The sequence below is a fragment of the gamma proteobacterium SS-5 genome, assembly GCA_009497875.2.
In the GTDB taxonomy this organism is placed as follows: Bacteria; Pseudomonadota; Gammaproteobacteria; order Chromatiales; family Chromatiaceae; genus Magnetovirga; species Magnetovirga frankeli.
This window is the reverse complement of sequence record CP032508.2, coordinates 384656-409562: the sequence shown is the minus strand read 5'-3', so window position 1 is coordinate 409562 and position 24907 is coordinate 384656. Positions and strand designations below refer to the sequence as shown.

Sequence of the window (24907 nt, the reverse complement as noted above, 5' to 3'; positions counted from 1 at the left end):
CATGCTGGCCAGAACCCAACATCAACATCCACTCCAAGGCCAGGGCCATTTCTCTGCCCGCCCCCTGCAGGGCAAGGTGCTGGTGGTGGGCCTGGGAAAGACCGGGCTGTCGGTGGTGCGCTACCTGATGCAGCGGGGCCATGAGGTGGCGGTGACCGACAGCCGGGCGCAGCCGCCGGGGCTGGAGGCGTGCCGTGAGCACTGGCCGGACCTGCCGCTGTTTGTCGGCGGCTTCGAGGCCAGCGCCTTTGCCGCCGCCGATTCCCTGGTGGTCAGCCCCGGTGTGTCCCTGGAGGAGCCCCTGATTGCCCAGGCCATACGCCAGGGCAAGCCGGTGCTGGGGGATGTGGAACTGTTTGCCCGCGCCGTGCAGGCCCCGGTGGTGGCCATCACCGGCTCCAACGGCAAGAGCACGGTCACCAGCCTGCTGGCGGAGATGGCCAAGGCCGCCGGTATCCAGGCCGTCGCTGGGGCCAATCTGGGTGAACCGGTGCTGGACCTGCTGGGCCAGAAGGCTGAGCTCTTCATCCTGGAGCTGTCCAGTTTTCAGCTGGACTGCCTGTCTTCCCTGCGCCCCCGGCTGGCGGCCCTGCTCAACATCTCCGCCGATCACATGGACCGTTACCCGGACCTGGCGGCCTATAGAGACGCCAAGGCGCGGGTGTTTCTGGGGGCCGAGGCGGGACTGATCAACCGTGACGATCCCCTGATCCAGCAGACTCTGCCCTTGGGCCTGGCCTGCCGCAGCTTCGGCCTGGACGAGCCGGAGGGGGATGACTACGGCCTGCGCCAGATAGACGGCCGCCCCTGGCTGTGCCGTGGGCAGCAGGCCCTGCTCGCCTGCGCCGAGCTGCTCATCCCCGGTCGCCATAACTGGGCCAATGCCCTCGCCGCCTGGGCCCTGGCCGAGGGGCTGGGCCTGGATGATGTCGGCATCGCCCAGGTGTTGCGCCGCTTCACCGGCCTGCCCCACCGCACCCAGCTGGTGCGCCAGCTGCGCGGGGTGCGCTGGTACAACGACTCCAAGGGAACCAATCCCGGCGCCACCCTGGCGGCGCTGCAAGGGCTGGCCGAACAGGGCGAGGGCCGGGTGCTGCTGATCGCCGGTGGCGACTGCAAGGGCGCTGATTTCAGCGAGCTGGCCCCGGCCGTGGCGGCCCACGCCCGGGCGGTGATCCTCATCGGCCGCGATGCGCCCCTGATCGAGGCGGCCCTGGCCGGTCATACGCCCCTGCTCCATGCCGCCGACATGAAACAGGCGGTGGCCCAGGCCCAGGCCCAGGCCCGGCCCGGCGATAGCGTGCTGCTGTCACCGGCCTGCGCCAGCCTAGATATGTTCGATAACTACATGCACCGGGGCGATGTCTTCATCCGCGCCGTGGAGGGCCTGCCGACATGAGCAGCGCCAACTCCAGCCAGGCCTTCAGCCCCAGCCAGGCCATCAGCGTACGCCTGAGCAGCCTACCGGCGATGGACTACATCCTGCTGCTGACCCTGCTCGGCCTGCTCGCGCTGGGGCTGGTGATGGTCACCTCCGCCTCCCTGCACCGCTCCGGGACCAATCCGCTGTTCTACATGAACCGCCACCTGCTCGCCCTGGCGCTGGGCCTGGTGGCGGCCTATCTGACCCTGCAGATACCCCTGCGCCATCTACAGCGCTTCGGCACCTGGCTCTATGTCATCGGCCTGGCCCTGCTGGTGCTGGTGCTGATCCCCGGCGTGGGCCGTGAGGTCAACGGCGCGGTGCGCTGGATCAGCCTGGGGCCGATCAACTTCCAGGGCTCGGAGTTCATGAAGCTGTTCATGGTGATCTATGTCGCCAGCTACATAGTGCGCCGCGAAAGAGAGGTGGTACACACCCTGGGCGGTGCCCTCAAGCCCATGCTGCTGGTGGCCATCGCCTGCGTGCTGCTGCTCATGCAGCCGGACTTCGGCACCGTCGCCGTGCTGGTGATGACGGTGCTGGGCATGCTCTTTCTCGGCGGCGTACCGGTCTGGCAGTTTGCCATCCTGGTGGGCGGCGTGGTGGCGGCCGGGCTGTTCCTGGTGGTGTTCGAGCCCTATCGCCTGGCGCGGGTGACCAGCTTCCTCGACCCCTGGGCCGATCCGCTCAACTCCGGCTTTCAGCTGACCCAGGCGCTGATCGCCTTCGGCCGGGGCGAATGGCTGGGGGTAGGGCTGGGGGCTGGCATCCAGAAGCTCTATTACCTGCCCGAGGCGCATACCGACTTCATCCTGGCGGTGATTGGCGAGGAGTTGGGCCTGCTCGGTACCCTGAGCGTGATCGGCCTGTTTGGCCTGGTCATCTGGCGCGCCTTCGTCATCGCCATCCAGGCCCAGCAGCGGGGGCGGCGCTTTGCCGCCAACCTGGCCTATGGCTTTGCCCTCTGGGTATTCGTCCAGGCCGCCATCAACATCGGCGTGAACATCGGACTGTTTCCCACCAAGGGCCTGACCCTGCCCTTCATCAGCTACGGCAGCAACAGTATCCTCGCCGCCTGCGTGTTTGCCGCCCTGCTGTTGCGGGTGGACTGGGAAAACCGGCATCTATCGGATGAGGAGGCCAGATGGCAAGGATCCTGATCATGGCCGCCGGTACCGGTGGCCACGTCTTCCCTGGCCTGGCCCTGGCCCGTGAGTTGATCCGGCGCGGCCACAGCATCAGTTGGCTGGGTACGCCCAATGGCATGGAGAATCGCCTGGTACCGAGCGCCGGGATCGAACTGGACGCCATCGCCATCAAGGGCCTGCGCGGCAACGGCCTGCTACGCTGGCTGGCCGCGCCGCTGAGCCTGGCCCGCGCCCTCTGGCAAGCCGCTGCGGTGCTGCGTCGGCGTCGGCCCGATCTGGTGATCGGCATGGGCGGCTTTGTCAGCGGTCCCGGCGGGCTCATGGCCCGGCTGCTGGGCATCCCCCTGCTGATCCATGAGCAGAATGCCGTACCGGGTCTGGCCAATCGCCTGCTGTCACGCATCGCCAAGCGGGTGCTGCAGGCCTTTCCCGATAGTTTCGCCGAATCTGCCAAGCTGCGCACGGTGGGCAACCCGGTGCGCCGGGAGATCGCCGAGCTGGCCGCCCCCGAGCAGCGTTATGGCCTGCGCCAAGGCCCGGCGCGGCTGTTGATCATCGGCGGCTCCCTGGGTGCCAAGGCCTTGAACGAACAGACCCCTCTGGCCCTGGCCGGGCTGTCGCTGTCGCCAACCTCGGCCCTGGAGGTGCGCCATCAGAGCGGGCGCAACCAGGCCGAGAGCACGGCAGCCGCTTATCGCGGCCTGGGCATAGAGGCCCAGGTCAGCGAGTTCATCGAGGACATGGCCGAGGCCTATGCCTGGTGCGACCTGATCCTCTGTCGTGCCGGTGCCCTGACCGTGTCCGAGCTGGCCGCCGCCGGGGTGCCCGCCATCCTGGTGCCCTATCCCCATGCGGTGGATGATCATCAGACGCGCAACGCCGCCTATCTGGCCGATGCCGGGGCGGCACGGCTGCTGCCCCAGGAGCAGATGACCCCGGCCAGCCTGGCGGGGCTGCTCGGTGAGTTGCTGACCGATCGTGCTGGATTGCTGCAGATGGCGCGGCAGGCCCGCGCCCTGGGTCAGGCCGATGCCACCGAGCGGGTGGCGGATATCTGCGAGGAGGTGCTGACAGCATGAGCCCAAGCGCGCGTCAGGACTGGATCAGAAATCGGGTGCAGCACATCCACTTCGTCGGCATCGGCGGCGTCGGCATGAGCGGCATCGCCGAGGTCATGGCCAACCTGGGTTACCGGGTCAGCGGCTCGGACCTGCGCGACAGCCCTACGGTAGAGCATCTGCGCGGCGTCGGCATCGAGGTGCATATCGGCCATGCCGAAGGCCACATCAGTGGCTGCAACGTGGTGGTGGTATCCAGCGCCATCGACGAGACCAACCCAGAGATCCAGGCGGCGCGGCGGGCGCTGATCCCGGTGGTGCGCCGCGCCGAGATGCTGGCCGAGCTGATGCGCTTTCGCTTCGGCATCGCCATCGCCGGCACCCACGGCAAGACCACCACCACCAGCCTCGCTACCAGCCTGCTGGCGGAGGGCGGGCTGGACCCGACCTTTGTCATCGGCGGCAAGCTCAACAGCGCCGATTGCAATGCCAAGCTGGGCGAGAGCGATTTTCTTGTCGCCGAGGCGGATGAGAGCGATGCCTCTTTTCTCTATCTACAGCCGATGATCGCCGTGGTCACCAACGTGGATGCCGATCACATGGGCACCTACGGCAACGACTTCGAGCGCCTGCGCGATACCTTTCTCGAGTTCCTGCACCATCTGCCCTTCTATGGCTGGGCGGTGGTCTGCATCGACGACGAGCACGCCCGTGGGCTGCTGGCGCAGATCGCCCGGCCGGTGATCACCTACGGCGAGCACCCCGAGGCCGATGTACGCGCCCTGGATATCCGCTTCGAGGGCCTGCAAACCCGTTTCACCCTGCGCCAGAGCGGCCATGCCGATCTGCCCCTGTGCCTCAACCTGCCGGGACGGCACAACGTGCTCAACGCCCTGGCGGCAATCACGGTGGCGCGTCTGCTGCAAGTGGAGGATGCGCCCATGGCCGCCGCCCTGCTCGGCTTTCAGGGCATAGGGCGGCGCTTTCAGGTGCGCGAGCTGGACCTGCCCCAGGGCCCCATCAGCCTGGTGGATGACTACGGCCACCACCCACGGGAGATCGAGGCCACCCTACAGGCAGCGCGGGATAGCTGGCCGGGGCGGCGCTTGGTGCTGGTATTCCAGCCGCACCGCTACAGCCGCACCCAGGAGCAGTTCGACGACTTTGTCATCTGCCTGTCCAAGGCCGACGTGCTGCTGCTGTGCGAGGTCTATCCCGCCGGTGAGGAGCCCATCCCCGGTGCCGATGGGCGCAGCCTGATCCGCGCCATCCGCCAGCGCGGGCTGGTGGAGCCGGTGCTGGTGGACCCGCTGGATGAGCTGGCCGAGGTACTCGCCGCCCAGTTGCAGCCCCATGACCTGCTGCTCACCCTGGGCGCGGGCAACATAGGTAGCGCCTCGGCGCGCCTGCCGCAACAGCTGGAGGCCTTGGTATGAAGATAAGCAAGCCACAGAGATCACGGAGTTTTTTAAATGCGTTACGCCTTAATCACGCTCACCTGAAAGGCATAGGAAGGTGTTAATGTTCAGTCTTCAATACATTGATTTTTCTCTGTGTACTCTGTGGCCAAATGCCCTTTTAGAATGAAAGGACTGCGCGGACAGTTGCTGGAGCAGGAACCCATGGCCCGCCACACCAGCTGGCGCGTCGGTGGCCCGGCGCAGCGCTATTACAAGCCGACGGACGCGGCCGATCTGGCCCGGTTTATCGCCCAGTTGCCGACCGATGAGCCCATCACCTGGGTCGGTCTGGGCAGCAACCTGCTGGTGCGCGATGGCGGCATCCGCGGCAGCGTTATCGCCACCCAGGGCGCTCTGACCGGCCTGGAGTTGCTGGACCGGGGGCAGATACGCGCCGAGGCCGGCGTGGCCTGCGCCCATCTGGCCCGCTTCGCGGTGAAGAACGGCCTCTGCGGCCTGGAATTTCTGGCCGGCATCCCCGGCACCGTTGGTGGTGCCCTGCGCATGAACGCCGGTGCCTTCGGCGGCGAGACCTGGCAGCGCCTGCTGCGGGTCGAGACCCTGGACCGCCAGGGCCAGATGCGCCAGCGTCCGGCAGAGGAATACCAGGTGGGCTATCGCAGCGTCAGCGGCCCGGCAGAGGAGTGGTTCCTGGCCGGGGTCTGGCAGCTGGAAGCGGGGGATGCCGAATCGGGCATGGCGCGCATCAAGACCCTGCTGGAGCAACGCGCCGCCAGCCAGCCCACCAGCCAGCCCAGCTGTGGCTCGGTGTTTCGCAATCCGCCGGGGGATCACGCGGCGCGGCTGATCGAGCAGTGCGGCCTGAAGGGCAAGCGTGTCGGTGGAGCCTGCGTGTCGGACAAGCACGCCAACTTCATCGTCAACACCGGCAATGCCCGGGCCGAAGAGATCGAAACGCTGATGGAACAGGTGCGTGAGCAGGTGCAGCGCCAGTTTGGCCTGCGCCTGGAGTCTGAGGTACATATCCTCGGGGAGCCGAAATGAGCGAAATACAGGCGAGTGACTTTGGTCGAGTGGCGGTCCTCTACGGTGGCTGGTCGGCAGAGCGGGGGATCTCCCTGATCAGCGGCCAGGCGGTGTATGAGGGCCTGCTGGGGAAGGGCGTCGAGGCCCAGCTGATCAATGTGGATCAGGCCATAGTGCAACGCCTGGGCGAGGGGGGCTTTGATCGCGCCTTCATCGCCCTGCATGGCCGTGGCGGCGAGGATGGCGTGATCCAGGGGGCGCTGGAGGTGCTGGGTCTGCCCTACACCGGCAGCGGCGTGATGGCCTCTGCCCTGGCCATGGACAAGTTCCGCTGCAAGCTGTTGTGGCAGGCGCTGGGGCTGCCCACGCCGGGTTTTCGCCTGCTGCAGGACGCGGCAGACCTGGCGCAGGCAGAGGCATTGGGCCTGCCGCTGATGATCAAGCCGGCCCACGAGGGCTCCAGCATCGGCATGAGCAAGGTGAGCAGCCAGCTGGAGCTGGAGGCCGCCTGGCACAAGGCCCGGCAGTACGATGGCCAGGTCCTGGCGGAACAATGGATCAGCGGAAGTGAATACACTACAGGCATCCTCGGCGAGCGGCCCCTGCCCCTGATCCGGCTGGAGACGCCACACGATTTTTATGACTATGAGGCCAAATACAGCGCCGAGGATACCCGCTACCTCTGTCCCTGCGGTCTGCCGCAAGAGACCGAAGAACAGCTGGCGCAGCTGAGTCTGCGCGCCTTCAAGGCCCTGGGTTGCAGCGGCTGGGGGCGGGTGGACTTCATGCTCGATGACGCGGGCAAGCCCTGGCTGCTGGAGGTAAACACCGTGCCCGGCATGACCGACCACAGCCTGGTACCCATGGCCGCCAAGCAGGCCGGGCTGGGGTTTGATGCCTTGGTTTGGGGCATATTGGCGGGCAGCCTTATACAGAGGACAGAGGACGGAGGACGGAGGACTGATGACTGAGCCATCCCAGCCAGAGGCCGCTGCGATGGGCCGGGACTGGCAGCCCTGGCTGCGCGGTCTGCGCGTCATGGTCAGCCTGTTCTTGGTGCTGGCCCTGTTGCTGGGTGTGCGCTGGCTCAGTGACCCCTCGGTCAGTCCGCTGCGCCTGGCGCGTATCGAGGGGGATCTGAGGCATCTGAAGCGGGCCGATCTGGAGCAGGCGGTGGCGGCAAGCATTCGCGCCGGATTTTTTACCGTGGATGTACAGGAGGTCAAACGCGCGGCCGAGGCCCTGCCCTGGGTGGAGCGGGTGAGCGTGCGTCGGGTCTGGCCGGATACCCTGCACCTTTGGGTGCAGGAACAGCAGCCCCTGGCACGCTGGGGGGAGCATGCCCTGGTCAACCCCAGGGGGCAGGTATTCCGGCCGGAACCGGCCTCCATACCCCAGCGGTTGCCGCTGCTGCACGGCCCCGAGGGCAGCGCAGCCGAGCTGATCCAGCGCTACCGTCAGGCTCAGGCCCTGCTTGAAGGGCAACAGATGGCCGTGGGGCAGCTGCACCTGAGCCAGCGCCACAGTTGGCGCTTGCAGACCGACACGGGGATAGAGGTGCATCTGGGGCGCGAGGGCTTCGGCCAACGGCTGGGGCGCTGGTTGCAGGTCTATGCGCGCCTGCGCGACTCACGCCCGCAGCAGATGCAACGGGTGGACATGCGCTATCACAACGGCATGGCCGTGGTCTGGGTTGACCCGCCGGCCGAGACCCGGCTGGAATCAAACCGGGATGCCGAGGTCGCAAAGGGGCGCAAAGAGCGCAGAATTGAGAAAAATAGTGGGGCAGAGACTGTACGGGCATCGCGTTCCGCGAACCCAAGGCTGTCTCTGTCCATGAGGGTCAAAAGGGCAAACTTTGCGTACTTTGCGATCTTTGCGTCCTGAATTATCGAGATAGGGTTTAGATTTTCAGGGTTTATGAATGGACAATTTTCAAAGCTAAGGTTGAGTCAGCAAAAATGACGAAAAAAGGCGATAAGAATCTGATCGTGGGCCTGGACATTGGCACCTCCAAGGTGGTGGCCATTGTCGGCGAGATACGCGATGACGGGGCGATCGACATCATCGGTCTCGGCTCGCACCCCTCGCGTGGGCTCAAGCGTGGCGTGGTGGTGAATATCGAATCCACCGAGCAGTCGATCCAGCGCGCGGTGGAGGAGGCCGAGCTGATGGCCGGTTGCCAGATCCACGGGGTACATGCCGGCATCGCCGGCAGCCATATCCGCAGCATGGACTCCCACGGCATTGTCGCCATCAAGGAGCGCGAGGTCACCGCCAACGACGTGGAGCGGGTGATCGACGCGGCCAAGGCGGTGGCCATACCGGCGGACCAGAAGATCATCCACATCATGCCGCAGGAGTTCATCATCGATAACCAGGACGGCATCCGTCAGCCGGTGGGCATGTCCGGGGTGCGGCTGGAGGCCAAGGTTCACCTGGTCACCGGTGCCGTGAGCGCGGCGCAGAACATCGTCAAGTGTGTGCGTCGTTGCGGCCTGGACGTGGATGACCTGATCCTGGAGCAGCTCGCCTCCAGCTATGCCGTCTTGTCCGACGACGAACGCGAACTGGGGGTCTGCCTGGTGGACATAGGCGGCGGCACCACCGATATCGCCATCTTCACCGGGGGTTCCATCCGCCATACCACGGTGATCCCCATCGCCGGCGATCAGGTCACCAACGACATCGCCGTGGCCCTGCGCACGCCCACCCAGCACGCCGAGGAGATCAAGATCCGCCACGCCTGCGCCCTGCGTCAGCTGGCCAACAGCGATGAGACCATCGAGGTGCAGAGTATCGGCGAGCGCCCCTCGCGCATGCTCAATCGGCAGACCCTGGCGGAGGTGGTGGAGCCGCGCTTCGAGGAACTGCTCGGTCTGATCCAGGCAGAGCTGCGCCGCAGCGGTTTTGAGGACCTGATGGCCGGCGGCGTGGTGCTCACCGGGGGCAGCTCCAAGATGGAGGGCCTGATCGAACTGGCCGAGGAGATATTTCACATGCCGGTACGGCTGGGTCTGCCCCAGGGGGTGACCGGGCTGGCCGATGTGGTACGCAACCCGATCTACGCCACCGGCGTGGGCCTGTTGCAATTTGCCGCCCGCAACCGTTCGGCCCCCTACCCGGAGCTGGCCAACGAAGGGGGGGTAAGGGTAATTTGGGACCGCATGAAACAGTGGTTCCAGGGCAGCTTTTGAGCTGACTTCGGGTCGGCTGGGCCGTGCAGAACTTTTGCTTTAGATTTAAACCTAATTTAGCTATCCAGGAGAGAGAGGACAACACCATGAAATTTGAACTACGTGATCCCGATCCACAAAACGCGGTCATCAAGGTGATCGGCGTCGGCGGTGGCGGCAACAACGCCGTCAACCACATGCTCCACGCCAACATCGAGGGGGTGGAATTCATCTGTGCCAACACCGATGCCCAGGCCCTGAAAAACAGCGATGTGCGCAGCGTGCTGCAGCTGGGCTCTTCGGTAACCAAGGGGCTGGGGGCCGGGGCCGACCCCAATATCGGCCGTGGCGCGGCGATCGAGGACAAGGAGCGTATTGCCGAGGCCATTGAGGGTGCCGACATGGTCTTCATCACCGCCGGCATGGGCGGCGGTACCGGCACCGGGGCCGCCCCGGTGGTGGCCGAGGTAGCGCGGGACATGGGCGTACTCACCGTGGCGGTGGTAACCAAGCCCTTCCCCTTTGAAGGTCCCAAGCGGGCCAAGGTGGCAGAGATGGGGGTGGAGGAGCTGGCCAAGCACGTCGATTCCCTGATCACCATCCCCAACGAAAAGCTGTTGCCGGTGCTGGGCCGGGACGTATCCCTGCTGAACGCCTTCAAGGCCGCCAACGACGTACTCTTTGGTGCCGTGCAGGGCATCGCCGAGCTGATCACCCGACCCGGACTGATCAACGTGGACTTCGCCGACGTGCGAACCGTCATGTCGGAGATGGGCCAGGCAATGATGGGCACGGGCGTGGCCAGCGGTCAGAACCGGGCCCAGGAGGCGGCCGAAATGGCCATCAACAGTCCCCTGCTGGAGGACATCAACCTGGCCGGGGCCAAGGGCATACTGGTCAATGTCACCGCCGGTCTGGACATGACCATCGGCGAGTTCGACGAGGTGGGCAACCTGGTACGCGCCATCGCCTGCGACGATGCCGTGATCGTGGTCGGCACCGCCATCGACCCGGAGATGCAGGACGAGATGCGCGTCACCGTGGTGGCCACAGGCCTGGGCGACAAGGCTGCGGTGCAGATGCGCCTGGTGGAGAACGATCGCCAGCAGCAGGTACAGCGCGAGGTACGCCGGGTGGTCAACGGCCCGGCCATCACCCTGGAAGAAGAGCTGCCGCAGGAGGCCAATCCGCTGGACAGGCCGACCCGGCCCCAGCGCGTGCGCCGCCCCGTCAACCTGGCACCGGTGAGCGAGAGCGACATGGAATACCTGGACATCCCGGCCTTCCTGCGCAAGCAGGTGGATTGATCCACAGTTGCTGGGGGTTTGAGGCCAGGCCCTGAAGCTGTGCTAATATGTCGCGATTTTACTGCGGGGTGAAACCATACATGATTCGGCAACGCACCTTGAGAAACGCCATCCGCGCCACCGGCGTGGGGCTGCACACCGGCGGCAAGATCTACCTGACCCTGCGCCCGGCCGCGCCCAACACGGGCATAGTCTTTCGCCGGGTCGATCTGGCCGAACCGGTGGAGATCTCCGCCTGTGCCCGCAACGTCTGCGATACCCGCCTCTCCACCACCCTGGGCAAGGGCGAGGTACGGGTATCCACCGTGGAACACCTGCTCTCGGCCTTCGCCGGGCTGGGCATAGACAACGCCTATGTGGATGTCAGCGCCGCCGAGGTACCCATCATGGACGGCAGCGCCGGGCCCTTCGTGTTTCTGCTGCAATCCGCCGGGGTGGAGGAGCAGAACGCGGCCAAGCGTTTTATCCGCATCAAGCAGCGGGTGAGCGTCGAGCAGGGCGATAAAAGGGCCACCTTCGAGCCCTTCGACGGCTTCAAGGTCTCCTTCGCCATCGATTTCGACCACCCGGCCATCGCCGAGCGCAGCAAGTTTGCCAGCATCGACTTCTCCAGTACCTCCTTTGTCAAGGAGGTCAGCCGGGCGCGCACCTTCGGCTTCCTCAAGGATGTGGAGTTGCTGCGCCAAAACGAGCTGGCCCTGGGCGGCAGTCTGGACAACGCGGTGGTGGTGGACGACTACCGGGTGCTCAACGACGACGGCCTGCGCTACGAGGACGAGTTCGTCAAGCACAAGATCCTCGACGCCATCGGCGACCTCTATCTGCTCGGCCGCAGCCTGATCGGTGCCTTCAGTGGCTACAAATCCGGCCACGAACTCAACAATCGCCTGCTGCGCCAACTCCTTGCCACCCCCTCGGCCTGGGAGGAGATCACCTTCGAGGAAGAAACCGCGCAGGTCCCCATCTCCTACGCCAAACCTGCCCTGGTGGGTTAGCTACCTGACAGGAGCGCAAATAGTTACTGTAAAGTTGCGCAGAGTTGAAAAAGGCGACCCCCGGCCCCCTCTCCCTCAAGGGGCGAGGATTGCCCGTACCAAGCGTTAGCCCCTGTAGCCACAGTCAGCAGTCGGTCAAGGCGCTACTGCCCCGAGCGATGCCGGGCCAGCCGGCCCAGGGACTGCTTCAACTGTGGGTTTTCCACCTGCTCGGCGAGGGACTGGATGAGCTGGGCATTGTGCCGGGATAGCGCCTCCTGGGCCGGGCGCAGTGGCGGGCGCGGCAGCGCGCTTTGCGGGATCACCACCACCTTGACCTGCTGGATGGGCATATCCAGCTGGCCAAGCTCCAGCTTCAATCGCCCCTGTAACAGCCGCAGTCGGCCTGACCAGGCCGGTGAGTCCACCCCCAGCACCAGTTGCGAGCCGTTCAGGCTGGCCGAGCAGCAGTGGTCGCAGAGGGGGTCGGGCAGGCGCGAGCGCACCAGTTGCAGGAGTTGCAGCTGCTGTTGACAGTCGTTTACCAGGCCCTTAAGGCCCGGTGCCTTGCGCAGCCAGTCGGCCAGGGTACGGGGTTTCATGCCGCCAGCATACCTGCCCTGGGGGCGTTCGTCACGGCCTTGGGGACGGACATAAACTGCATCGAAAACAGCCAATAAGCCTGGCGGATTCCTGCGTTCTGTCCGCTTTTACGCTATCATGGCGCGTTTCGGCCATCCCGCCGCCCGGCGGGCCTTGCGCCAGACCCCAATCAACCCACGGAAACACTGATGGTCAGCAAGTTCCTGAACAAGATTTTCGGCAGCCGTAACGACCGGCTGGTCAAACGCATGCTCAAAAAATGCGAGCAGATCAGCGACTTCGAGGGGCAGTTCGAGGCCCTGGAGGATACCGCCCTGCGCGCCAAGACCGCCGAGTTGCGCCAGCGCCTGGAGTCCGGCGAGAAGCTGGACGACCTGCTGCCGGAGGCCTTCGCCCTGGTGCGCGAGGCGGGCAAGCGGGCCCTGGGCATGCGCCACTTCGACGTGCAGCTGATCGGTGGCATGGTGCTGCATCAGGGCAAGATCGCCGAGATGCGCACCGGTGAGGGCAAGACCCTGGTGGCCACCCTGGCGGTCTATCTCAATGCCCTGCCCGGCAAGGGCGTGCATGTGGTGACGGTGAACGATTACCTGGCCCGGCGCGATGCCGAATGGATGGGGCGGCTGTATGACTTCCTGGGCCTCAGCGTGGGGGTGATCAACTCCTCCAGCGGCATGGGCCCGGACGAGGGCTCCTACCGGGTGGATTACAGCCATGAAGGCAGCGCCGAGGGCATCCGCCACCTGCGCCGGGTGAGCCGCCGCGAGGCCTATGCCTGCGACATCACCTACGGCACCAACAACGAATTCGGCTTCGATTACCTGCGCGACAACATGGCCTTCAGTGCCGATCAGCGGGTACAGCGCGAGCGTTGGTTTGCCGTGGTGGATGAGGTCGATTCTATCCTCATCGACGAGGCGCGCACGCCGCTGATCATCTCCGGCCCGGCGGAGGACAGCTCCGAGCTCTACACCCGCATCAACCGGCTGATCCCCAAGCTGACCCGGCAGAAATCCCTGGGCCTGGTGGAGGGCAAGGAAGAATTCGGCGAGGGCGATTATTCGGTGGACGAAAAGGCCCGTCAGATCTTCCTCAGCGAGGACGGTCATCAGCACATCGAGGACATGCTTGGCGACGAGGGCCTGCTGGCGGAGGGCACCAGCCTGTACGACAGCGCCAACATCATGCTCATGCACCATGTCAACGCCGCCCTGCGCGCCCATGTCCTGTTCCAGAAAGACGTGGACTACATAGTGCGCGACGGCGAGGTGGTCATCGTGGATGAATTCACCGGCCGCACCATGCCCGGACGGCGCTGGTCCGAGGGCCTGCATCAGGCGGTGGAGGCCAAGGAGGGGGTCCAGATCCAGCACGAGAACCAGACCCTGGCCTCGGTCACCTTCCAGAACTACTTCCGTCTCTACCAGAAGCTCGCCGGCATGACCGGCACCGCCGATACCGAGGCCTTCGAGTTCCAGTCCATCTATGGGCTGGAGGTGGTGATGATCCCCACCAACCAGCCCATGATCCGCAACGACATGGGCGATCTCATCTACCTCAGCCAGGAAGAGAAGTACAAGGCCATCATCGAGGACGTCAAGGACTGCGTCAAACGCGGTCAGCCGGTGCTGGTGGGCACCGCCTCGATCGAGACCTCGGAGCTGGTCTCCAACCTGCTGGAACAGGAGAAGATCGCCCACAAGGTGCTCAACGCCAAGCACCATGCCCAGGAGGCGGCCATAGTCGCCCAGGCCGGCATACCGGGCGCGGTGACCATAGCCACCAACATGGCCGGGCGCGGCACCGACATCGTGCTGGGCGGCAATCTGGACAGCCAGATCGAGGCCCTGGGCGAGAACCCCAGCGAGCAGGCCATCGCCCAGGTACGTGAAACCTGGCACCAGCTGCATCAACAGGTGCTGGAGGCCGGCGGTCTGCACGTCATCGGCACCGAGCGGCACGAATCCCGCCGTATCGACAACCAGCTGCGCGGTCGTTCCGGGCGTCAGGGCGACCCCGGCTCCACCCGCTTCTACCTGTCCATGCAGGACAACCTGATGCGCATCTTCGCCTCCGACCGGGTCACCGGCCTGATGCAGAAGCTGGGCATGCAGGAGGGCGAGGCGATCGAGCACCCCTGGGTGACCAAGGCGATAGAGAACGCCCAGCGCAAGGTGGAAGGGCGCAACTTCGACATCCGCAAACAGCTGCTGGAATACGACGACGTGGCCAACGACCAGCGCAAGGTGGTCTATCAACAGCGCGATGAACTGATGGACGTGGAAGATGTCTCGGAAACCGTCAAGGCGATGATGGACGATGTGGTCAACGAGGTCATCAGCCGCCACCTGCCGCCCGGCAGCCTGGACGAGCTGTGGGACATCCCGGGCCTGGAGCGGACCCTGCAAGAGGAATTCCACCTGGGCCTGCCCATCCAGCAGTGGCTGGACGAGGACGACGATCTGCACGAGGAAAGCCTGCGCAGCCGCATCGTCGGCGAGATCCAGCGGCGCTACGCCGATAAGGAGGCCCAGGTGGGCGCGGCCAGCCTGCGCTACTTCGAAAAGGCGATCATGCTGCAGATCCTCGATACCAATTGGAAGGAACACCTGGCCGCCATGGACTACCTGCGCCAGGGCATCCACCTGCGCGGTTATGCGCAGAAGAACCCCAAGCAGGAGTACAAGCGCGAGGCCTTCGAGATGTTCTCGGAGATGCTCGACACCATCAAGCACGAGCTGGTCACCACCCTGCTGCGCGCCGAGGTGCAGGCACCGGAGGAGATCGCCCCTCTGGAGCAGCGCCTGCAAGACTTTGAGTTCAGGCACGAGGCCTTTACCGGCTTCAGCGGTGAGGGGGAGGCGGCAGCGGCAGCCCCCCGCGAGGAAGATCATCAACCCTTTAAGCGCAGCCAGCCCAAGGTGGGCCGCAACGCCCCCTGCCCCTGTGGCTCCGGCAAGAAATACAAGCAATGCTGCGGTCGGCTGAGCTGAGGACTGAACAGGAGGACTTGGATTTTAGGATGCGGCGTTGGTCATTGATCAAGCCCCGATGGGACGCAGAGGACGCAAAGAGGAATGCAGGGTTAGGACGGGCTTCCAGCCCGACTGTCGCCCGCAAGGGCGACTCAGGCGCTGTATCCCGGCCACAGGGCGGGCAAATTGCGAGCCCCGAGGAAGTGTAGCCCGGATGAAGTGCAACGGAATCCGGGATTGCCACAGGGCGTGACCTCCCCGGATTTCGCTGCGCTGCATCCGGGCTACGGGGCTTCTTACTCATTCTTCTCTGCGTACTTTGCGCTTCTTTGCGTCCTCTGCGTCCCATTGATTAGGGGATGTTTCATGTTCCGGGGTGGTGCTGTCCGCCCCATGATCCTTAGGTTAACTTTTACTGACAAGGCTGAGCTTGATGACCGAACCCCTGGATTTTCTGCCCATTTCCGGTCTGCGCCTGGCCAGCGCCGCTACCGGTATCCGCTACCCAGGGCGCGATGATCTGGTGTTGCTGGAGATGGCACCCGGTTCGAGCTGCGCGGCGGTGTTCACCCGCAACGCCTTCTGCGCCGCGCCGGTGCGGCTGGCCCGTGCGCACCTGGCGGAGACCCCGCCGCGCTATCTGCTGATCAACTCCGGCAACGCCAATGCCGGTACCGGCTCCTCCGGTCTTCAGGCGGCCGAAGAGAGCTGTCGGATCCTGGCCGAGGCCGCCGCCTGCCCGATTGAGGCCGTCCTGCCCTTCTCCACCGGCGTGATCGGCGAGCCCCTGCCCCTGGCACCCTTCCGGCGCGGCATCCCGCAGCTGCTGGCCGACCTGAACGAGCGGCACTGGCCGCAGGCGGCCCGCGCCATCATGACCACCGACACCCGGCCCAAGCTGGTCAGCCGCCAGCGGGAGATCGGCGGCCAGTCGGTGCGGCTCACCGGCATGGCCAAGGGCTCGGGCATGATCCAGCCCAACATGGCCACCCTGCTGGCCTATCTGGCAACCGATGCCGCCCTGGCCCCGGAGCTGCTGCAGCAAGCCTTGCAGGAGGCCATCGAGCCCAGTTTCAACAGCATCAGCGTGGATGGCGATACCTCCACCAACGATGCCTGCGTGTTGGTTGCCACCGGTCGCAGCGGGCTATCCATTGATGATCTGGACACCGAGGCGGGTCAGGCCCTCCGCAGTCTGTTGCTGGAGGTCTGCATGGAGCTGGCCGAGGCCATAGTGCGCGATGGCGAGGGGGCGACCAAGCTGATCCCGATCCAGGTCAGCGGCGCACGTTCCGTGGAGGAGGCGCGGCAGGTGGGTTTCACCATCGCCCATTCGCCCCTGGTAAAGACCGCTATGTTCGCCTCCGACCCCAACTGGGGCCGCATCCTCGCCGCCGTGGGCCGCTCCGGTATCCCGCAGTTGCAGGTGGAGGGGGTTCGGATATGGCTGGGCGATGTGCTCATCGTCGAGCAGGGCGGCCGCGCCGCCAGCTACCGCGAAGAGCTGGGCCAGGCGGTGATGAACCGGACCGATATCCCGGTACGCATCGAGCTGGGCCGAGGCGAGGCCGAGGCGCGTATCCTGACCTGCGACCTGTCCTTCGACTACGTCAAGATCAACGCCGAATACCGCAGTTAAAATAACCGGATCGCAAAGAACGCAAAGGGTTAGTGTGAAACACCCCCGCCGTTGCCAATCATCCTGGGAGCCCCGAGCCCAAGTCCCGAGGTAGCCAAGAGATGTCGCCGTATGATTGTTAGTTTTAACCCTCTGCGTACTTTGCGCTTCTTTGCGCCCTCTGCGTCCCTTGTGAAGGTAAAGCACTGACATGATCCAGGTAGCCGTGGCGGTGATTGAGGATGCCGAGGCCAGGGTGCTGCTGGCCAAGCGGCCGGACCATCTGCATCAGGGCGGGCTGTGGGAGTTCCCCGGCGGCAAGCTGGAGCCGGGCGAGGACCTGGCCCAGGCCCTGCGGCGGGAGATCCGTGAAGAACTCGGCCTGGAGTTGGGCGCGTATCGGCCGCTGATCCAGGTGCGCCACGACTACGGCGACCGTCAGGTGCTGCTGGAGGTGCAGCGGGTTCTGCATTGGCAGGGCCAGGCGCGGGGCCTGGAGGGCCAGCGGCTGGCCTGGGTGGCACGCGAACAGCTGCATCTCTACCCCATGCCGGCGGCGGATCGGCCCATCATCCAGGCCCTGCGTCTGCCCCAGAGTTATCTCATCGCCAGCCCTGAATCGCTCCAGATCGAGGCCTTTGCCCAGCGCCTGCAGGCCGCCTTGCAAGCGGGCGTTCGCCTGGTGCAGTTGCGCCCGCCGCCCAACTGCCCTGCGCAAACGGCTGCGGCCCTGCTGCAGCGGGCGCAGCGGCTCTGCCGCAGCGCCGGTGCCCAACTGCTGATCAACAGCCGCCTGGCCACCCAGCTGGCCGACCTGCCTGCAGCGGGTAACCACGCAGCCCTGGGCCTGCACCTGAATTCCGCCGATCTCATGGCCCTGTCCAGCCGACCGTCGCTGCCCGGGCCGCTGGCCGCCTCCTGTCACAATCCCCAGCAGCTGGAGCGGGCGGCGCAGCTGGGGCTGGATTTTGCCGTGCTCTCGCCGGTGCTGGCCACCGCCAGCCACCCCGATGCCCGGCCCCTGGGCTGGGAGGTCTTCGCCCGTTGGGTGGCCGAGGCCCGCCTGCCGGTCTATGCCCTGGGCGGTATGCGTCCTGAGCTGTTGCAGCAGGCCTGGAACCAGGGTGCCCAGGGCATTGCCGCCATTCGGGGGTTGTGGTGAGAAACAGACGAGACCGCTGGATCTGGTATTTCTTTGTCATCATCGGCGTGGGTACGGCGTCGAGCTTCACCTTTGTCGGCAAGTTCAACCCGAGAAATGCCGATCAGCCCCACCCCCAGGCGATTCAGCTGCTCTGGCCAGAGCAGGACTGCAACCCGGTACAGGAACCCTGTGCCGCCCTCGGCCGGGACAAGGCGGTGGTGGCGCGGCTCTATCCGCTGCGGCCGGGCTACAGGCTGCTGCTGCGCACCCAGGGCCTGAGCGAGGATCAGGTCAGCCGCATCCAGGCGGTGTGGCTGGATGCAAGCGGCGTTCCCTTGGGAGAAGTCATCTCCTTGCGGCCGGCACGAGGCGGCGGGGTGACGGGTGATCTGCAGGCCATCCCTGGGGCGCAGACCCTAAGGATCAGCCTGCGCCACCTGGGACAGATGCTGGTGGCCGAGTTGCCCATGCAAACCGGCCAATCAAGGGCCGATTAGAGCTTGACGATCAGCACCGGGCACTGGGTCTGGCCGATGACCCGCTCCGACACGCTACCCACCAGGAGCCGGTCCAGGCCGGTGCGGCCATGGCTGCCCATGACGATAAGATCGGCACCGCGCTCCTGCGCACAGGCGAGGATCTCTGCGTCCGGGCTACCGATGCGGGTCTCCACCTGGACCTGGATCCCCGCGTTGGCCATCAGCCGGGCCAGCTGATCGGCGTGGCCCTGGGCGTCCTCGCGCAGACGCGGGTCTATGGCCACGGATACCAGGGTGACCGCCACCGGGCATTTGCTGACCATGCTGACCACGGTGGCCGCCGCCGCCTCGCTGTTGCGCGAACCGTCCACCGGCAGGACTATGCCCTTGCCCTCCATCTTGCCCTGGCGCGGCACCACCAGCACGTCGCTGTGGGTGTGGCCTATGACCTTGGCGGTGGTGCCGCCCATCATGCTGCGCAGCAGGTCGCTCTTGTCGCGTCGGCCCATGACGATCATGTCCATGGCGCTGACCTCGGCCTGATCGACGATCTCATCGAAGGGGTCGGAGCCGTGGCCGAGCAGGATCTCGCAGGATACGCCCTCCGCCTCGGCCTGGGCGCGCACCTTGAGCAGGTTGTCCACCATCGCCTTCTTGTCCAGCTCGTGCAGGTTCTGCCCCAGGGGGCTTTCAAAATCCGGCGTGGCCAGTACGCTGAAGGCGTACAGATTGGCCTGACAGCGCTTGGCCAGACGGATCGCCTCGGTCACCGCCGATTCGGCGTACTCGCTGCCATCGCTCACCAGCATGATGCGTTCCATGCGCCCCACCGGCGAGAGCTGGCGCGGCTCGGCGGCGGTGCTGAAGGTGCCGGGCTCGGCGTTCTCCGCCGCCAGCTTGGCGCGGTGCTCGCTCATGCCCTTGATCAGGGCGCGGAACACTATGGTGGCACCGGCGGCCAGGGCAAACAGCAGCACGGCGAAGCTCAGGTCTCCCAGCAGGCTGGCGGTTTCAGCCGCCAGGGGCTGGATCTGACCCAGCTCGGACAGATACACCGGGACCACTATGCCGCGGCTGAGCAGGGCCAGCATCATGATCACGCCCATGACGATCTTCACCGTATAGGGCTTGACATAGGTGGTGCCTATGGCCCCCAGCTGCACGCCGAACAGGGAGCCGGCGAGGATGATCATGGCCAGGCGGATATCCACATAACCGGCCCAGGCGAACTTGATGGTGCCGCCCATGCCCATGACGAAGGCGATGACCAACTCGGTGGCCGAGGCGATCAGGCCGGGTACGCCAAGGATGTACATCATGGCCGGTACGCCGATGAAGCCGCCAACGGCGATGGTGGCGGCGAGCATACCCGTGGCAAAGCCGATGGGGATGGTGAACAGGACAGAAATCCTGGCGTCTATCGCCTTGAAATACATCATGGTGCCGGGGATGTTGACCGACTGCACCCACTTGGCAAGCTGGGTGGTCTTTTCCTCATCCGGGTTCTGTGAGTGGAACATCTTGTAGGCATCGCGCAGCACATAGCCGCCGACAATGGCCAGCACCACGATGAACACGGTGGAGACGTAGAGATTGGAACCGGCCTTGCCGAACACCTCGCGGATGGTCTCTTGCAACCCGGCCCCGTACAGCACCCCGGCCTCGGCGGAGATGCCCAGGACTATGCCCAGCTTGATGTCCACCTGGCCGAACTTGTGCCGTTTCATGGCGCCGACAAAGGCCTTGGGGAACTTGTGCGCCATGTTGGAGGCCACCGCCATGATCGCGGTAACGCCCAGGTTCATCATCGCCGGGGTGAGTACAAAGGCACCGCCAGAGCCGATAAATCCACTCACCAGGCCGCCGACAAAGCCGATGACAAACAGCAGGACAACATTGCCCAGCGAGAGATCGATAAAACTGATTTCCATGGTGCAGGCCCCTATTTTTTGGTGGTTTTGGCGCGGATGCCGAACAGTTCCCAGAACTGACCGGTAAAGTTGCCGTGGACAATGGAGAAGACAAAGGCAATGGTCAGGGGCAGGATGAAGTTCCAACGGCCCTGGCGGGACAGCTCCAGAATGCTGTCCTCAAAGTGATACATCAGGTAGTACAGGCCGCCGCTGAGGAGGGCATAGATCAGGGTCTTTTTCAGGGTACGATTGCGTTCCACGGACATGGAAGGTCTCCATTGCAAGGTTGAGGGAATCGGCTGCGGGCAGGGCCATGGGCCAGCGCCGGAGTCGGTCTGCTGCTAGAGGTAAATCGAAATTCATTCCAGGTAGTAAGGCCGATTGCGCATGGCAATGGTGGGTGATGCCCCTTTTGAGCAGCGGATTGTGGTGGTTTGTCCCAGCATGATCAAATGAATTAATCTGCACTAACATTCCGATATGGAATGTCTTCAGGGCTCTCGCCGCCCACTGAAGGAGATTTTCTTCGGCCTCCGGTATCACTTCGTGGTGAAATAGGCACCCCTGGAAAACACCGCGCATGGGAGAGATTTGCACATGGCCCAAGCCAATCCCGCCCCGCAACAGCCGCCCCCGGCGGCGGCACAGAGCGGGCAAAAACCCACCAACCAAGAGCTGTACGAGGCGGAGAAAAAGCGCCTGGAGGAGGAGCAGGCGCGCAAGGAGCAGCGTGAACAGGAGCGCCAGCGGCGTAAACAACGGCAGTTGGAGCGCAAGCGCCTGGCCGAAATGGGCAAGGTGATGGAGCGGATGCTCACCTACGGGATGCTGATCTTTCTGATCTACATGATCAGCCTGCTGCCCTGGGGGGCGATCTACCGCTGGGTCATGTACGGCTAGGAGCCTGTCGGATTCCGTTAACTTCATCCGGGCTACAGGGGCTGCCGAGTCACAAGGTAGCCAGGAGATGTTTGATGTTCCGGGGTGATGCCGCCCGCCCCAGGTGCGTTAGCCTGAAACATCTCTCGGCGGCTTCGGGATTGGAGACTCGTGAGTTGCCCTGGATGATTCACAGCAAACCCATTAAGTCAGGTCAAACCCATGGCTGCCGTGGTCGGCGTGCTATGCTCCAGGCGGTTGCTGTTTGACAGAATTTGGCCCATGCACGAGCTTTCCCTTTGTGAATCCATACTGCAGATCCTGGAGGAGGAATCCCGACGTCAGGCGTTTAGCCGAGTGAAACGGGTGCGGCTGGAGATCGGCCGTCTCTCTGGGGCAGATCCCGAGGCCATGCGCTTTGGCTTCGATGCTGTCTGTCGGGGCTCCCTGGCCGAGGGGGCCGAGCTGGAGATTTTGCGCTTGCCTGGCCTGGCCTGGTGCCTGCCCTGTGGGCGTCAAGTGGAGGTGGAACAGCGCTTTGATGCCTGCCCTCATTGCGGCAGCTATCAGCTCCAGGTGGTCGGCGGTGATCAGATGCAGATCAAGGACCTGGAGGTCGAGTGAGTCAAGCACCCGCTCCGCCGATCCTGCTGCTGGCGGTGGATGATCTGTCCCTGGAGACCCTGAGGCGCTGCTTGGCTGACGAGTTCCAGGTGTTTGGCGCCCATGATGTCCGCGAGGCCGAATCCCTCCTGGCGGTGGAGCCGATCCAGGCCCTGCTCTGTGATCAGCAACTGCCCGGCGAGGGGGCCATCGCCTTTCTCACCCGGCTGCGAGAGCAGCGCCCCGATGTGGTGCGCATGATCCTGCTGGCCGATAGCGATCCGGATGATCTGATAGACAGCGTGAATCGGGCTGGCATCTATCAGTTCATTACCCGACCCTGGCAGCCCAATCAGTTGTTGCTGACCCTGCACAATGCCTGCGAGCTGTATCGGCTGCAGCGCGAAAATTCCCTGTTGGCGCAAGAGATGCGCGCTTCAGCCTCAAGTCTGGTGGAGGGGCAGCGGCAGCAGCGCGAGCGGCTGAAACACAACTACCATCTCAACAGCATAGTGCGTGCGCCGGGCAGTCCGGTTGAAACCATCTGCAGCCAGGTAGCCCAGGTGGCACCCTTCGATATCTGCGTGCTGATCTGCGGCGAATCGGGCACCGGCAAGGAGCTGTTTGCCCGCGCCATTCATTACAACAGCCGCCGCGCCGACCACCCCTTTGTCGCCGAGAACTGCGCGGCCATGCCGGATCAACTGCTGGAGAGCGAGCTGTTCGGCCACAAGCGGGGGGCCTTTACCGGCGCGGTGAACGATCATATCGGCCTGTTCGAACAGGCCGACGGCGGCACCATCTTTTTGGATGAGATTGGCGATGTCTCACCCACCTTTCAGGTCAAGTTGTTGCGTGTGTTGCAGGAAGGCGAGATCCGGCCGGTGGGGGGCGATCAGCGGTACGGGGTGAATGTGCGCGTGGTGGCCGCGACCAACAAGAATCTAGAGGAGGAAATCCGCGCAGGGCGCTTCCGCGAGGACCTGTTCTACCGCTTGGGCGGGGTGCGCCTGGAGTTGCCGCCCCTGCGCGAGCGCCGCACGGATATTCCGCTGATTGCCCGGTGTTTGCTACAGGAGGCCGTGCGCGCCTTTGGAAAACCCTGTGAGGGCTTTACCGATGAGGCCATGGCCTGTTTGCAGGATTATCCCTGGCCGGGCAATGTGCGCGAATTGCGCAACGAGATCCAGCGCCTGCTGGTGATGAGCGACAACTCTGCTGACGGAGGGTGTTGGCTTGAGGCGGCGCTGCTGCACCCGCGTATCCTCTGCCCCAGCCTCAGCCAGGACGGCAAGCGGGGCGGGGCAAGACCGGGTCCGGAGGCCACCCTCAAGGAGCGGGTCGAGGCCCTGGAGATACGCAGCCTGCGCGAGGCGTTGATACGCCACCGCTGGAACAAGACCCGCGCCGCCGACGAGTTGGGCCTGTCCCGCGTCGGCCTGCGCAGCAAGCTGGAGCGCTACGGCCTGGATTGCTGGGGTGGCGATTAGCCTTGCACGTTTTTGCCCAATCTGGCTTTAGGTTGCATCCTTTGCGACCCGGTTTTACTGTGAAACATCCGTGGCAATAGCAACTGGACTTGTCGTGCCGCATAGGGCGGGCCGCGCCCGCTGTCAAGCCACGGCAATGAGGCTTGCCCCTGAGCAGGGCGCGGCGGCCACGGGCCGCCCTATGCGCTGCCGCCCGACATGGGGCTGGCAGTTACTGTGAACCATCCGTGGCAATTTTCGAGTCCCGAACCCCGAGTCCCGATGCGGCCAAGAGAAGTTTCATGTTCTGGGGTGGCCCACACCTATCTGAGCTAGGTGTGGGGCCGCTCCATGCCCGTTAGGCCCAAGCCGCCCTGCAAAGAAGCTTTGCGATTTGTCAATCCAACCGGAAACCTGGCTTGCAGTTGTGTCGGGCTGCGCGGCCAGGGCCTTGTTTTAACCCATTGATTGTCAGTGAATGGTCTTTTCTGGCCTGTTTGTTGCCTTGTGCAGGCGGTTGGCACCTGTTGGGGGGCCGCGAGGCAGACACCTGGGGATTCATTCATGGCGGATACAGATTTTGATTTTTCGGCTCTTGAGACAAGGCTGGGGGTATCTCGGCGTACCTTCCTGAAATTTTGCGCCGGCGTGGCCGCTTCGATCGGCCTGGGTGATCGGGCCGCCTATGCCATGGCCGAGGCGGTGGCCGATCCGAAGCGGCGTCCACCGGTCATCTGGCTGCACGGCCAGGAGTGTACCGGGCCGACCGAGGCCCTGTTGCGCTCCGAGCAGCCCAGTCTGGCACACCTGATCCTTGACCTGATTTCACTGGACTATCACCAGACCCTGGATGCCGGTGCCGGCCACCGTGTGGAGGAAATCAAACGCCAGGTGATGAAGGAGAACCAGGGCAAGTATCTGCTCGTGGTTGAAGGGGCCATCCCCCTGGCGCAGAACGGTATCTTTTGCAAGATCGGTGGCCAGACCATGACCGACGCCACCCGCGAGGCAGCGAAACATGCCGCCGCCATTGTCGCCTATGGCTCCTGCGCCAGCTGGGGCGGGGTGCAGTCGGCGGCTCCCAATCCTACCGGTGCCGTCGGCGCGCCCCAGTTTCTGACCGATAAAACGGTGGTGACCATACCCGGTTGTCCGCCCAATCCGGCCAATTTCATCGGCACCGTCTTGTTCTTTGTCACCTACGGCAGGCTGCCGCCAATCGACGACAAGGGTCGACCCAAGTGGGCCTATGGCCGTCTGATCCACGAAAATTGTTATCGCCGTCCGCACTTCGATGCCGGCCGTTTCGCCACCGAGTTTGGCGACGAGGGCCACCGCAAGGGTTGGTGTCTGTACAAGCTGGGTTGCAAGGGGCCTGAGACCTATAACAACTGCCCCAGCCTGGAGTACAACAACATCGGCGGCGGGGTCTGGCCGGTGGGGGTGGGGCACCCCTGCTTTGGCTGCTCGGAACAGGGCACAGGGTTCCACAAGCCCCTGTTCAGCCTGTCCGAGGTGAAGACCCATACGCCGCCCAATGCCTTCCCCGATATCGACGACCGCGAGGGCAGCAGCAGCGCAACCCTGGCAACCGCTGCGGTGGCCGGCGCGGCCCTGGGCGCGGCATTGGGTGCCAGCGCGGTGGCCGGACGTCGGCTGGGTGACAGCGATGGCGAAGGCTGAGGGGGCAA

At 64.7% G+C, this 24907-nt stretch carries 21 protein-coding genes; 18 read left to right on the top strand and 3 right to left on the bottom strand.

The genetic code is table 11. From position 1 onward, the window contains the following. Nucleotide 1 precedes the first annotated feature (1 nt). The 10 genes from D5125_07120 (at nucleotide 2) to D5125_07075 (ending at nucleotide 11554) form a co-directional block, all read left to right on the top strand. Nucleotides 2-1399 carry a UDP-N-acetylmuramoyl-L-alanine--D-glutamate ligase gene (locus tag D5125_07120; GenBank protein ID QFY89271.1) on the top strand — a complete coding sequence of 466 codons (1398 nt, stop codon included), beginning with the start codon at nucleotides 2-4 and terminating at the stop codon, nucleotides 1397-1399. Beyond that, nucleotides 1396-2583, top strand: a complete 1188-nt coding sequence (ftsW, locus tag D5125_07115) for a putative lipid II flippase FtsW (GenBank protein QFY89270.1) — start codon at nucleotides 1396-1398, stop codon at nucleotides 2581-2583. The genes D5125_07120 and ftsW overlap by 4 nt, the downstream gene beginning before the upstream one ends. Then, nucleotides 2568-3650: an undecaprenyldiphospho-muramoylpentapeptide beta-N-acetylglucosaminyltransferase gene (gene murG / locus D5125_07110; protein ID QFY89269.1), complete on the top strand. Its 1083-nt coding sequence runs from the start codon at nucleotides 2568-2570 to the stop codon at nucleotides 3648-3650. Before ftsW ends, murG begins: the two co-directional genes overlap by 16 nt. After that, complete coding sequence (gene murC / locus D5125_07105; GenBank protein ID QFY89268.1) at nucleotides 3647-5065, top strand: UDP-N-acetylmuramate--L-alanine ligase; 1419 nt, start codon at nucleotides 3647-3649, stop codon at nucleotides 5063-5065. The genes murG and murC overlap by 4 nt, the downstream gene beginning before the upstream one ends. A gap of 147 nt (nucleotides 5066-5212) precedes the next feature. Then, nucleotides 5213-6094 carry a UDP-N-acetylmuramate dehydrogenase gene (gene murB / locus D5125_07100; GenBank protein ID QFY89267.1) on the top strand — a complete coding sequence of 294 codons (882 nt, stop codon included), beginning with the start codon at nucleotides 5213-5215 and terminating at the stop codon, nucleotides 6092-6094. Further along, nucleotides 6091-7047 (top strand): D-alanine--D-alanine ligase, encoded by a 957-nt coding sequence (locus D5125_07095; protein ID QFY89266.1) that lies wholly within the window; start codon nucleotides 6091-6093, stop codon nucleotides 7045-7047. Before murB ends, D5125_07095 begins: the two co-directional genes overlap by 4 nt. After that, nucleotides 7040-7963 (top strand): cell division protein FtsQ/DivIB, encoded by a 924-nt coding sequence (locus D5125_07090; GenBank protein QFY89265.2) that lies wholly within the window; start codon nucleotides 7040-7042, stop codon nucleotides 7961-7963. Before D5125_07095 ends, D5125_07090 begins: the two co-directional genes overlap by 8 nt. Before the next feature lie 74 nt (nucleotides 7964-8037). Beyond that, complete coding sequence (ftsA, locus tag D5125_07085) at nucleotides 8038-9273, top strand: cell division protein FtsA (GenBank protein ID QFY89264.1); 1236 nt, start codon at nucleotides 8038-8040, stop codon at nucleotides 9271-9273. An 86-nt stretch (nucleotides 9274-9359) separates the two neighbouring features. Then, on the top strand, nucleotides 9360-10559 hold the full coding sequence (gene ftsZ / locus D5125_07080; GenBank protein QFY89263.1) for a cell division protein FtsZ: 1200 nt from the start codon (nucleotides 9360-9362) through the stop codon (nucleotides 10557-10559). An 80-nt stretch (nucleotides 10560-10639) separates the two neighbouring features. Further along, the gene (locus D5125_07075) at nucleotides 10640-11554 is read left to right on the top strand and encodes a UDP-3-O-acyl-N-acetylglucosamine deacetylase (protein QFY89262.1); all 915 of its coding nucleotides are present in this window, start codon (nucleotides 10640-10642) and stop codon (nucleotides 11552-11554) included. A 143-nt stretch (nucleotides 11555-11697) separates the two neighbouring features. Here the strand turns inward: D5125_07075 and D5125_07070 are convergent, their stop codons facing one another. Then, nucleotides 11698-12135, bottom strand: a complete 438-nt coding sequence (locus tag D5125_07070; GenBank protein QFY89261.1) for a DUF721 domain-containing protein — start codon at nucleotides 12133-12135, stop codon at nucleotides 11698-11700. A gap of 189 nt (nucleotides 12136-12324) precedes the next feature. Between D5125_07070 and secA the strand changes: the two genes are divergently transcribed. The 4 genes from secA to D5125_07045 all read left to right on the top strand — a co-directional run bounded on the left by secA (nucleotide 12325) and on the right by D5125_07045 (nucleotide 18370). Then, complete coding sequence (secA, locus tag D5125_07065) at nucleotides 12325-15129, top strand: preprotein translocase subunit SecA (protein ID QFY89260.1); 2805 nt, start codon at nucleotides 12325-12327, stop codon at nucleotides 15127-15129. 415 nt (nucleotides 15130-15544) lie between these two features. Further along, the gene (argJ, locus tag D5125_07055; GenBank protein ID QFY89258.1) at nucleotides 15545-16750 is read left to right on the top strand and encodes a bifunctional glutamate N-acetyltransferase/amino-acid acetyltransferase ArgJ; all 1206 of its coding nucleotides are present in this window, start codon (nucleotides 15545-15547) and stop codon (nucleotides 16748-16750) included. 190 nt (nucleotides 16751-16940) lie between these two features. Beyond that, nucleotides 16941-17891: a Nudix family hydrolase gene (locus D5125_07050; GenBank protein ID QFY89257.1), complete on the top strand. Its 951-nt coding sequence runs from the start codon at nucleotides 16941-16943 to the stop codon at nucleotides 17889-17891. Continuing rightward, nucleotides 17888-18370, top strand: a complete 483-nt coding sequence (locus D5125_07045; GenBank protein QFY89256.1) for a hypothetical protein — start codon at nucleotides 17888-17890, stop codon at nucleotides 18368-18370. The genes D5125_07050 and D5125_07045 overlap by 4 nt, the downstream gene beginning before the upstream one ends. Here the strand turns inward: D5125_07045 and D5125_07040 are convergent. Beyond that, nucleotides 18367-20283 carry a universal stress protein gene (locus D5125_07040; GenBank protein QFY89255.1) on the bottom strand — a complete coding sequence of 639 codons (1917 nt, stop codon included), beginning with the start codon at nucleotides 20281-20283 and terminating at the stop codon, nucleotides 18367-18369. The two genes, D5125_07045 and D5125_07040, sit on opposite strands and share 4 nt — an antisense overlap. A gap of 11 nt (nucleotides 20284-20294) precedes the next feature. Then, nucleotides 20295-20531: a hypothetical protein gene (locus D5125_07035; GenBank protein QFY89254.1), complete on the bottom strand. Its 237-nt coding sequence runs from the start codon at nucleotides 20529-20531 to the stop codon at nucleotides 20295-20297. A 331-nt stretch (nucleotides 20532-20862) separates the two neighbouring features. Here D5125_07035 and D5125_07030 point away from each other — a divergent pair, with 331 nt between their 5' ends. The 4 genes from D5125_07030 to D5125_07015 all read left to right on the top strand — a co-directional run bounded on the left by D5125_07030 (nucleotide 20863) and on the right by D5125_07015 (nucleotide 24899). Continuing rightward, nucleotides 20863-21165 (top strand): hypothetical protein, encoded by a 303-nt coding sequence (locus D5125_07030; protein QFY89253.1) that lies wholly within the window; start codon nucleotides 20863-20865, stop codon nucleotides 21163-21165. 261 nt (nucleotides 21166-21426) lie between these two features. Continuing rightward, a complete protein-coding gene (gene hypA / locus D5125_07025) occupies nucleotides 21427-21768 on the top strand; it encodes a hydrogenase maturation nickel metallochaperone HypA (protein QFY89252.1) in 342 nt (113 codons plus the stop codon). A 26-nt stretch (nucleotides 21769-21794) separates the two neighbouring features. Beyond that, nucleotides 21795-23237 carry a sigma-54-dependent Fis family transcriptional regulator gene (locus D5125_07020; protein QFY91082.1) on the top strand — a complete coding sequence of 481 codons (1443 nt, stop codon included), beginning with the start codon at nucleotides 21795-21797 and terminating at the stop codon, nucleotides 23235-23237. 543 nt (nucleotides 23238-23780) lie between these two features. Then, nucleotides 23781-24899 (top strand): hydrogenase small subunit, encoded by a 1119-nt coding sequence (locus tag D5125_07015; GenBank protein QFY89251.1) that lies wholly within the window; start codon nucleotides 23781-23783, stop codon nucleotides 24897-24899. Nucleotides 24900-24907 lie beyond the last annotated feature (8 nt).

Bases quoted from the DNA above. Each gene is read 5' to 3' on its own strand.
- D5125_07120 (QFY89271.1), top strand. From the start codon at position 2: ATGCTGGCCAGAACCCAACATCAACATCCACTCCAAGGCCAGGGCCAT.
- ftsW (QFY89270.1), top strand. From the start codon at position 1,396: ATGAGCAGCGCCAACTCCAGCCAGGCCTTCAGCCCCAGCCAGGCCATC.
- murG (QFY89269.1), top strand. From the start codon at position 2,568: ATGGCAAGGATCCTGATCATGGCCGCCGGTACCGGTGGCCACGTCTTC.
- murC (QFY89268.1), top strand. From the start codon at position 3,647: ATGAGCCCAAGCGCGCGTCAGGACTGGATCAGAAATCGGGTGCAGCAC.
- murB (QFY89267.1), top strand. From the start codon at position 5,213: ATGAAAGGACTGCGCGGACAGTTGCTGGAGCAGGAACCCATGGCCCGC.
- D5125_07095 (QFY89266.1), top strand. From the start codon at position 6,091: ATGAGCGAAATACAGGCGAGTGACTTTGGTCGAGTGGCGGTCCTCTAC.
- D5125_07090 (QFY89265.2), top strand. From the start codon at position 7,040: ATGACTGAGCCATCCCAGCCAGAGGCCGCTGCGATGGGCCGGGACTGG.
- ftsA (QFY89264.1), top strand. From the start codon at position 8,038: ATGACGAAAAAAGGCGATAAGAATCTGATCGTGGGCCTGGACATTGGC.
- ftsZ (QFY89263.1), top strand. From the start codon at position 9,360: ATGAAATTTGAACTACGTGATCCCGATCCACAAAACGCGGTCATCAAG.
- D5125_07075 (QFY89262.1), top strand. From the start codon at position 10,640: ATGATTCGGCAACGCACCTTGAGAAACGCCATCCGCGCCACCGGCGTG.
- D5125_07070 (QFY89261.1), bottom strand. From the start codon at position 12,135: ATGAAACCCCGTACCCTGGCCGACTGGCTGCGCAAGGCACCGGGCCTT.
- secA (QFY89260.1), top strand. From the start codon at position 12,325: ATGGTCAGCAAGTTCCTGAACAAGATTTTCGGCAGCCGTAACGACCGG.
- argJ (QFY89258.1), top strand. From the start codon at position 15,545: ATGACCGAACCCCTGGATTTTCTGCCCATTTCCGGTCTGCGCCTGGCC.
- D5125_07050 (QFY89257.1), top strand. From the start codon at position 16,941: ATGATCCAGGTAGCCGTGGCGGTGATTGAGGATGCCGAGGCCAGGGTG.
- D5125_07040 (QFY89255.1), bottom strand. From the start codon at position 20,283: ATGGAAATCAGTTTTATCGATCTCTCGCTGGGCAATGTTGTCCTGCTG.
- D5125_07035 (QFY89254.1), bottom strand. From the start codon at position 20,531: ATGTCCGTGGAACGCAATCGTACCCTGAAAAAGACCCTGATCTATGCC.
- D5125_07030 (QFY89253.1), top strand. From the start codon at position 20,863: ATGGCCCAAGCCAATCCCGCCCCGCAACAGCCGCCCCCGGCGGCGGCA.
- hypA (QFY89252.1), top strand. From the start codon at position 21,427: ATGCACGAGCTTTCCCTTTGTGAATCCATACTGCAGATCCTGGAGGAG.
- D5125_07015 (QFY89251.1), top strand. From the start codon at position 23,781: ATGGCGGATACAGATTTTGATTTTTCGGCTCTTGAGACAAGGCTGGGG.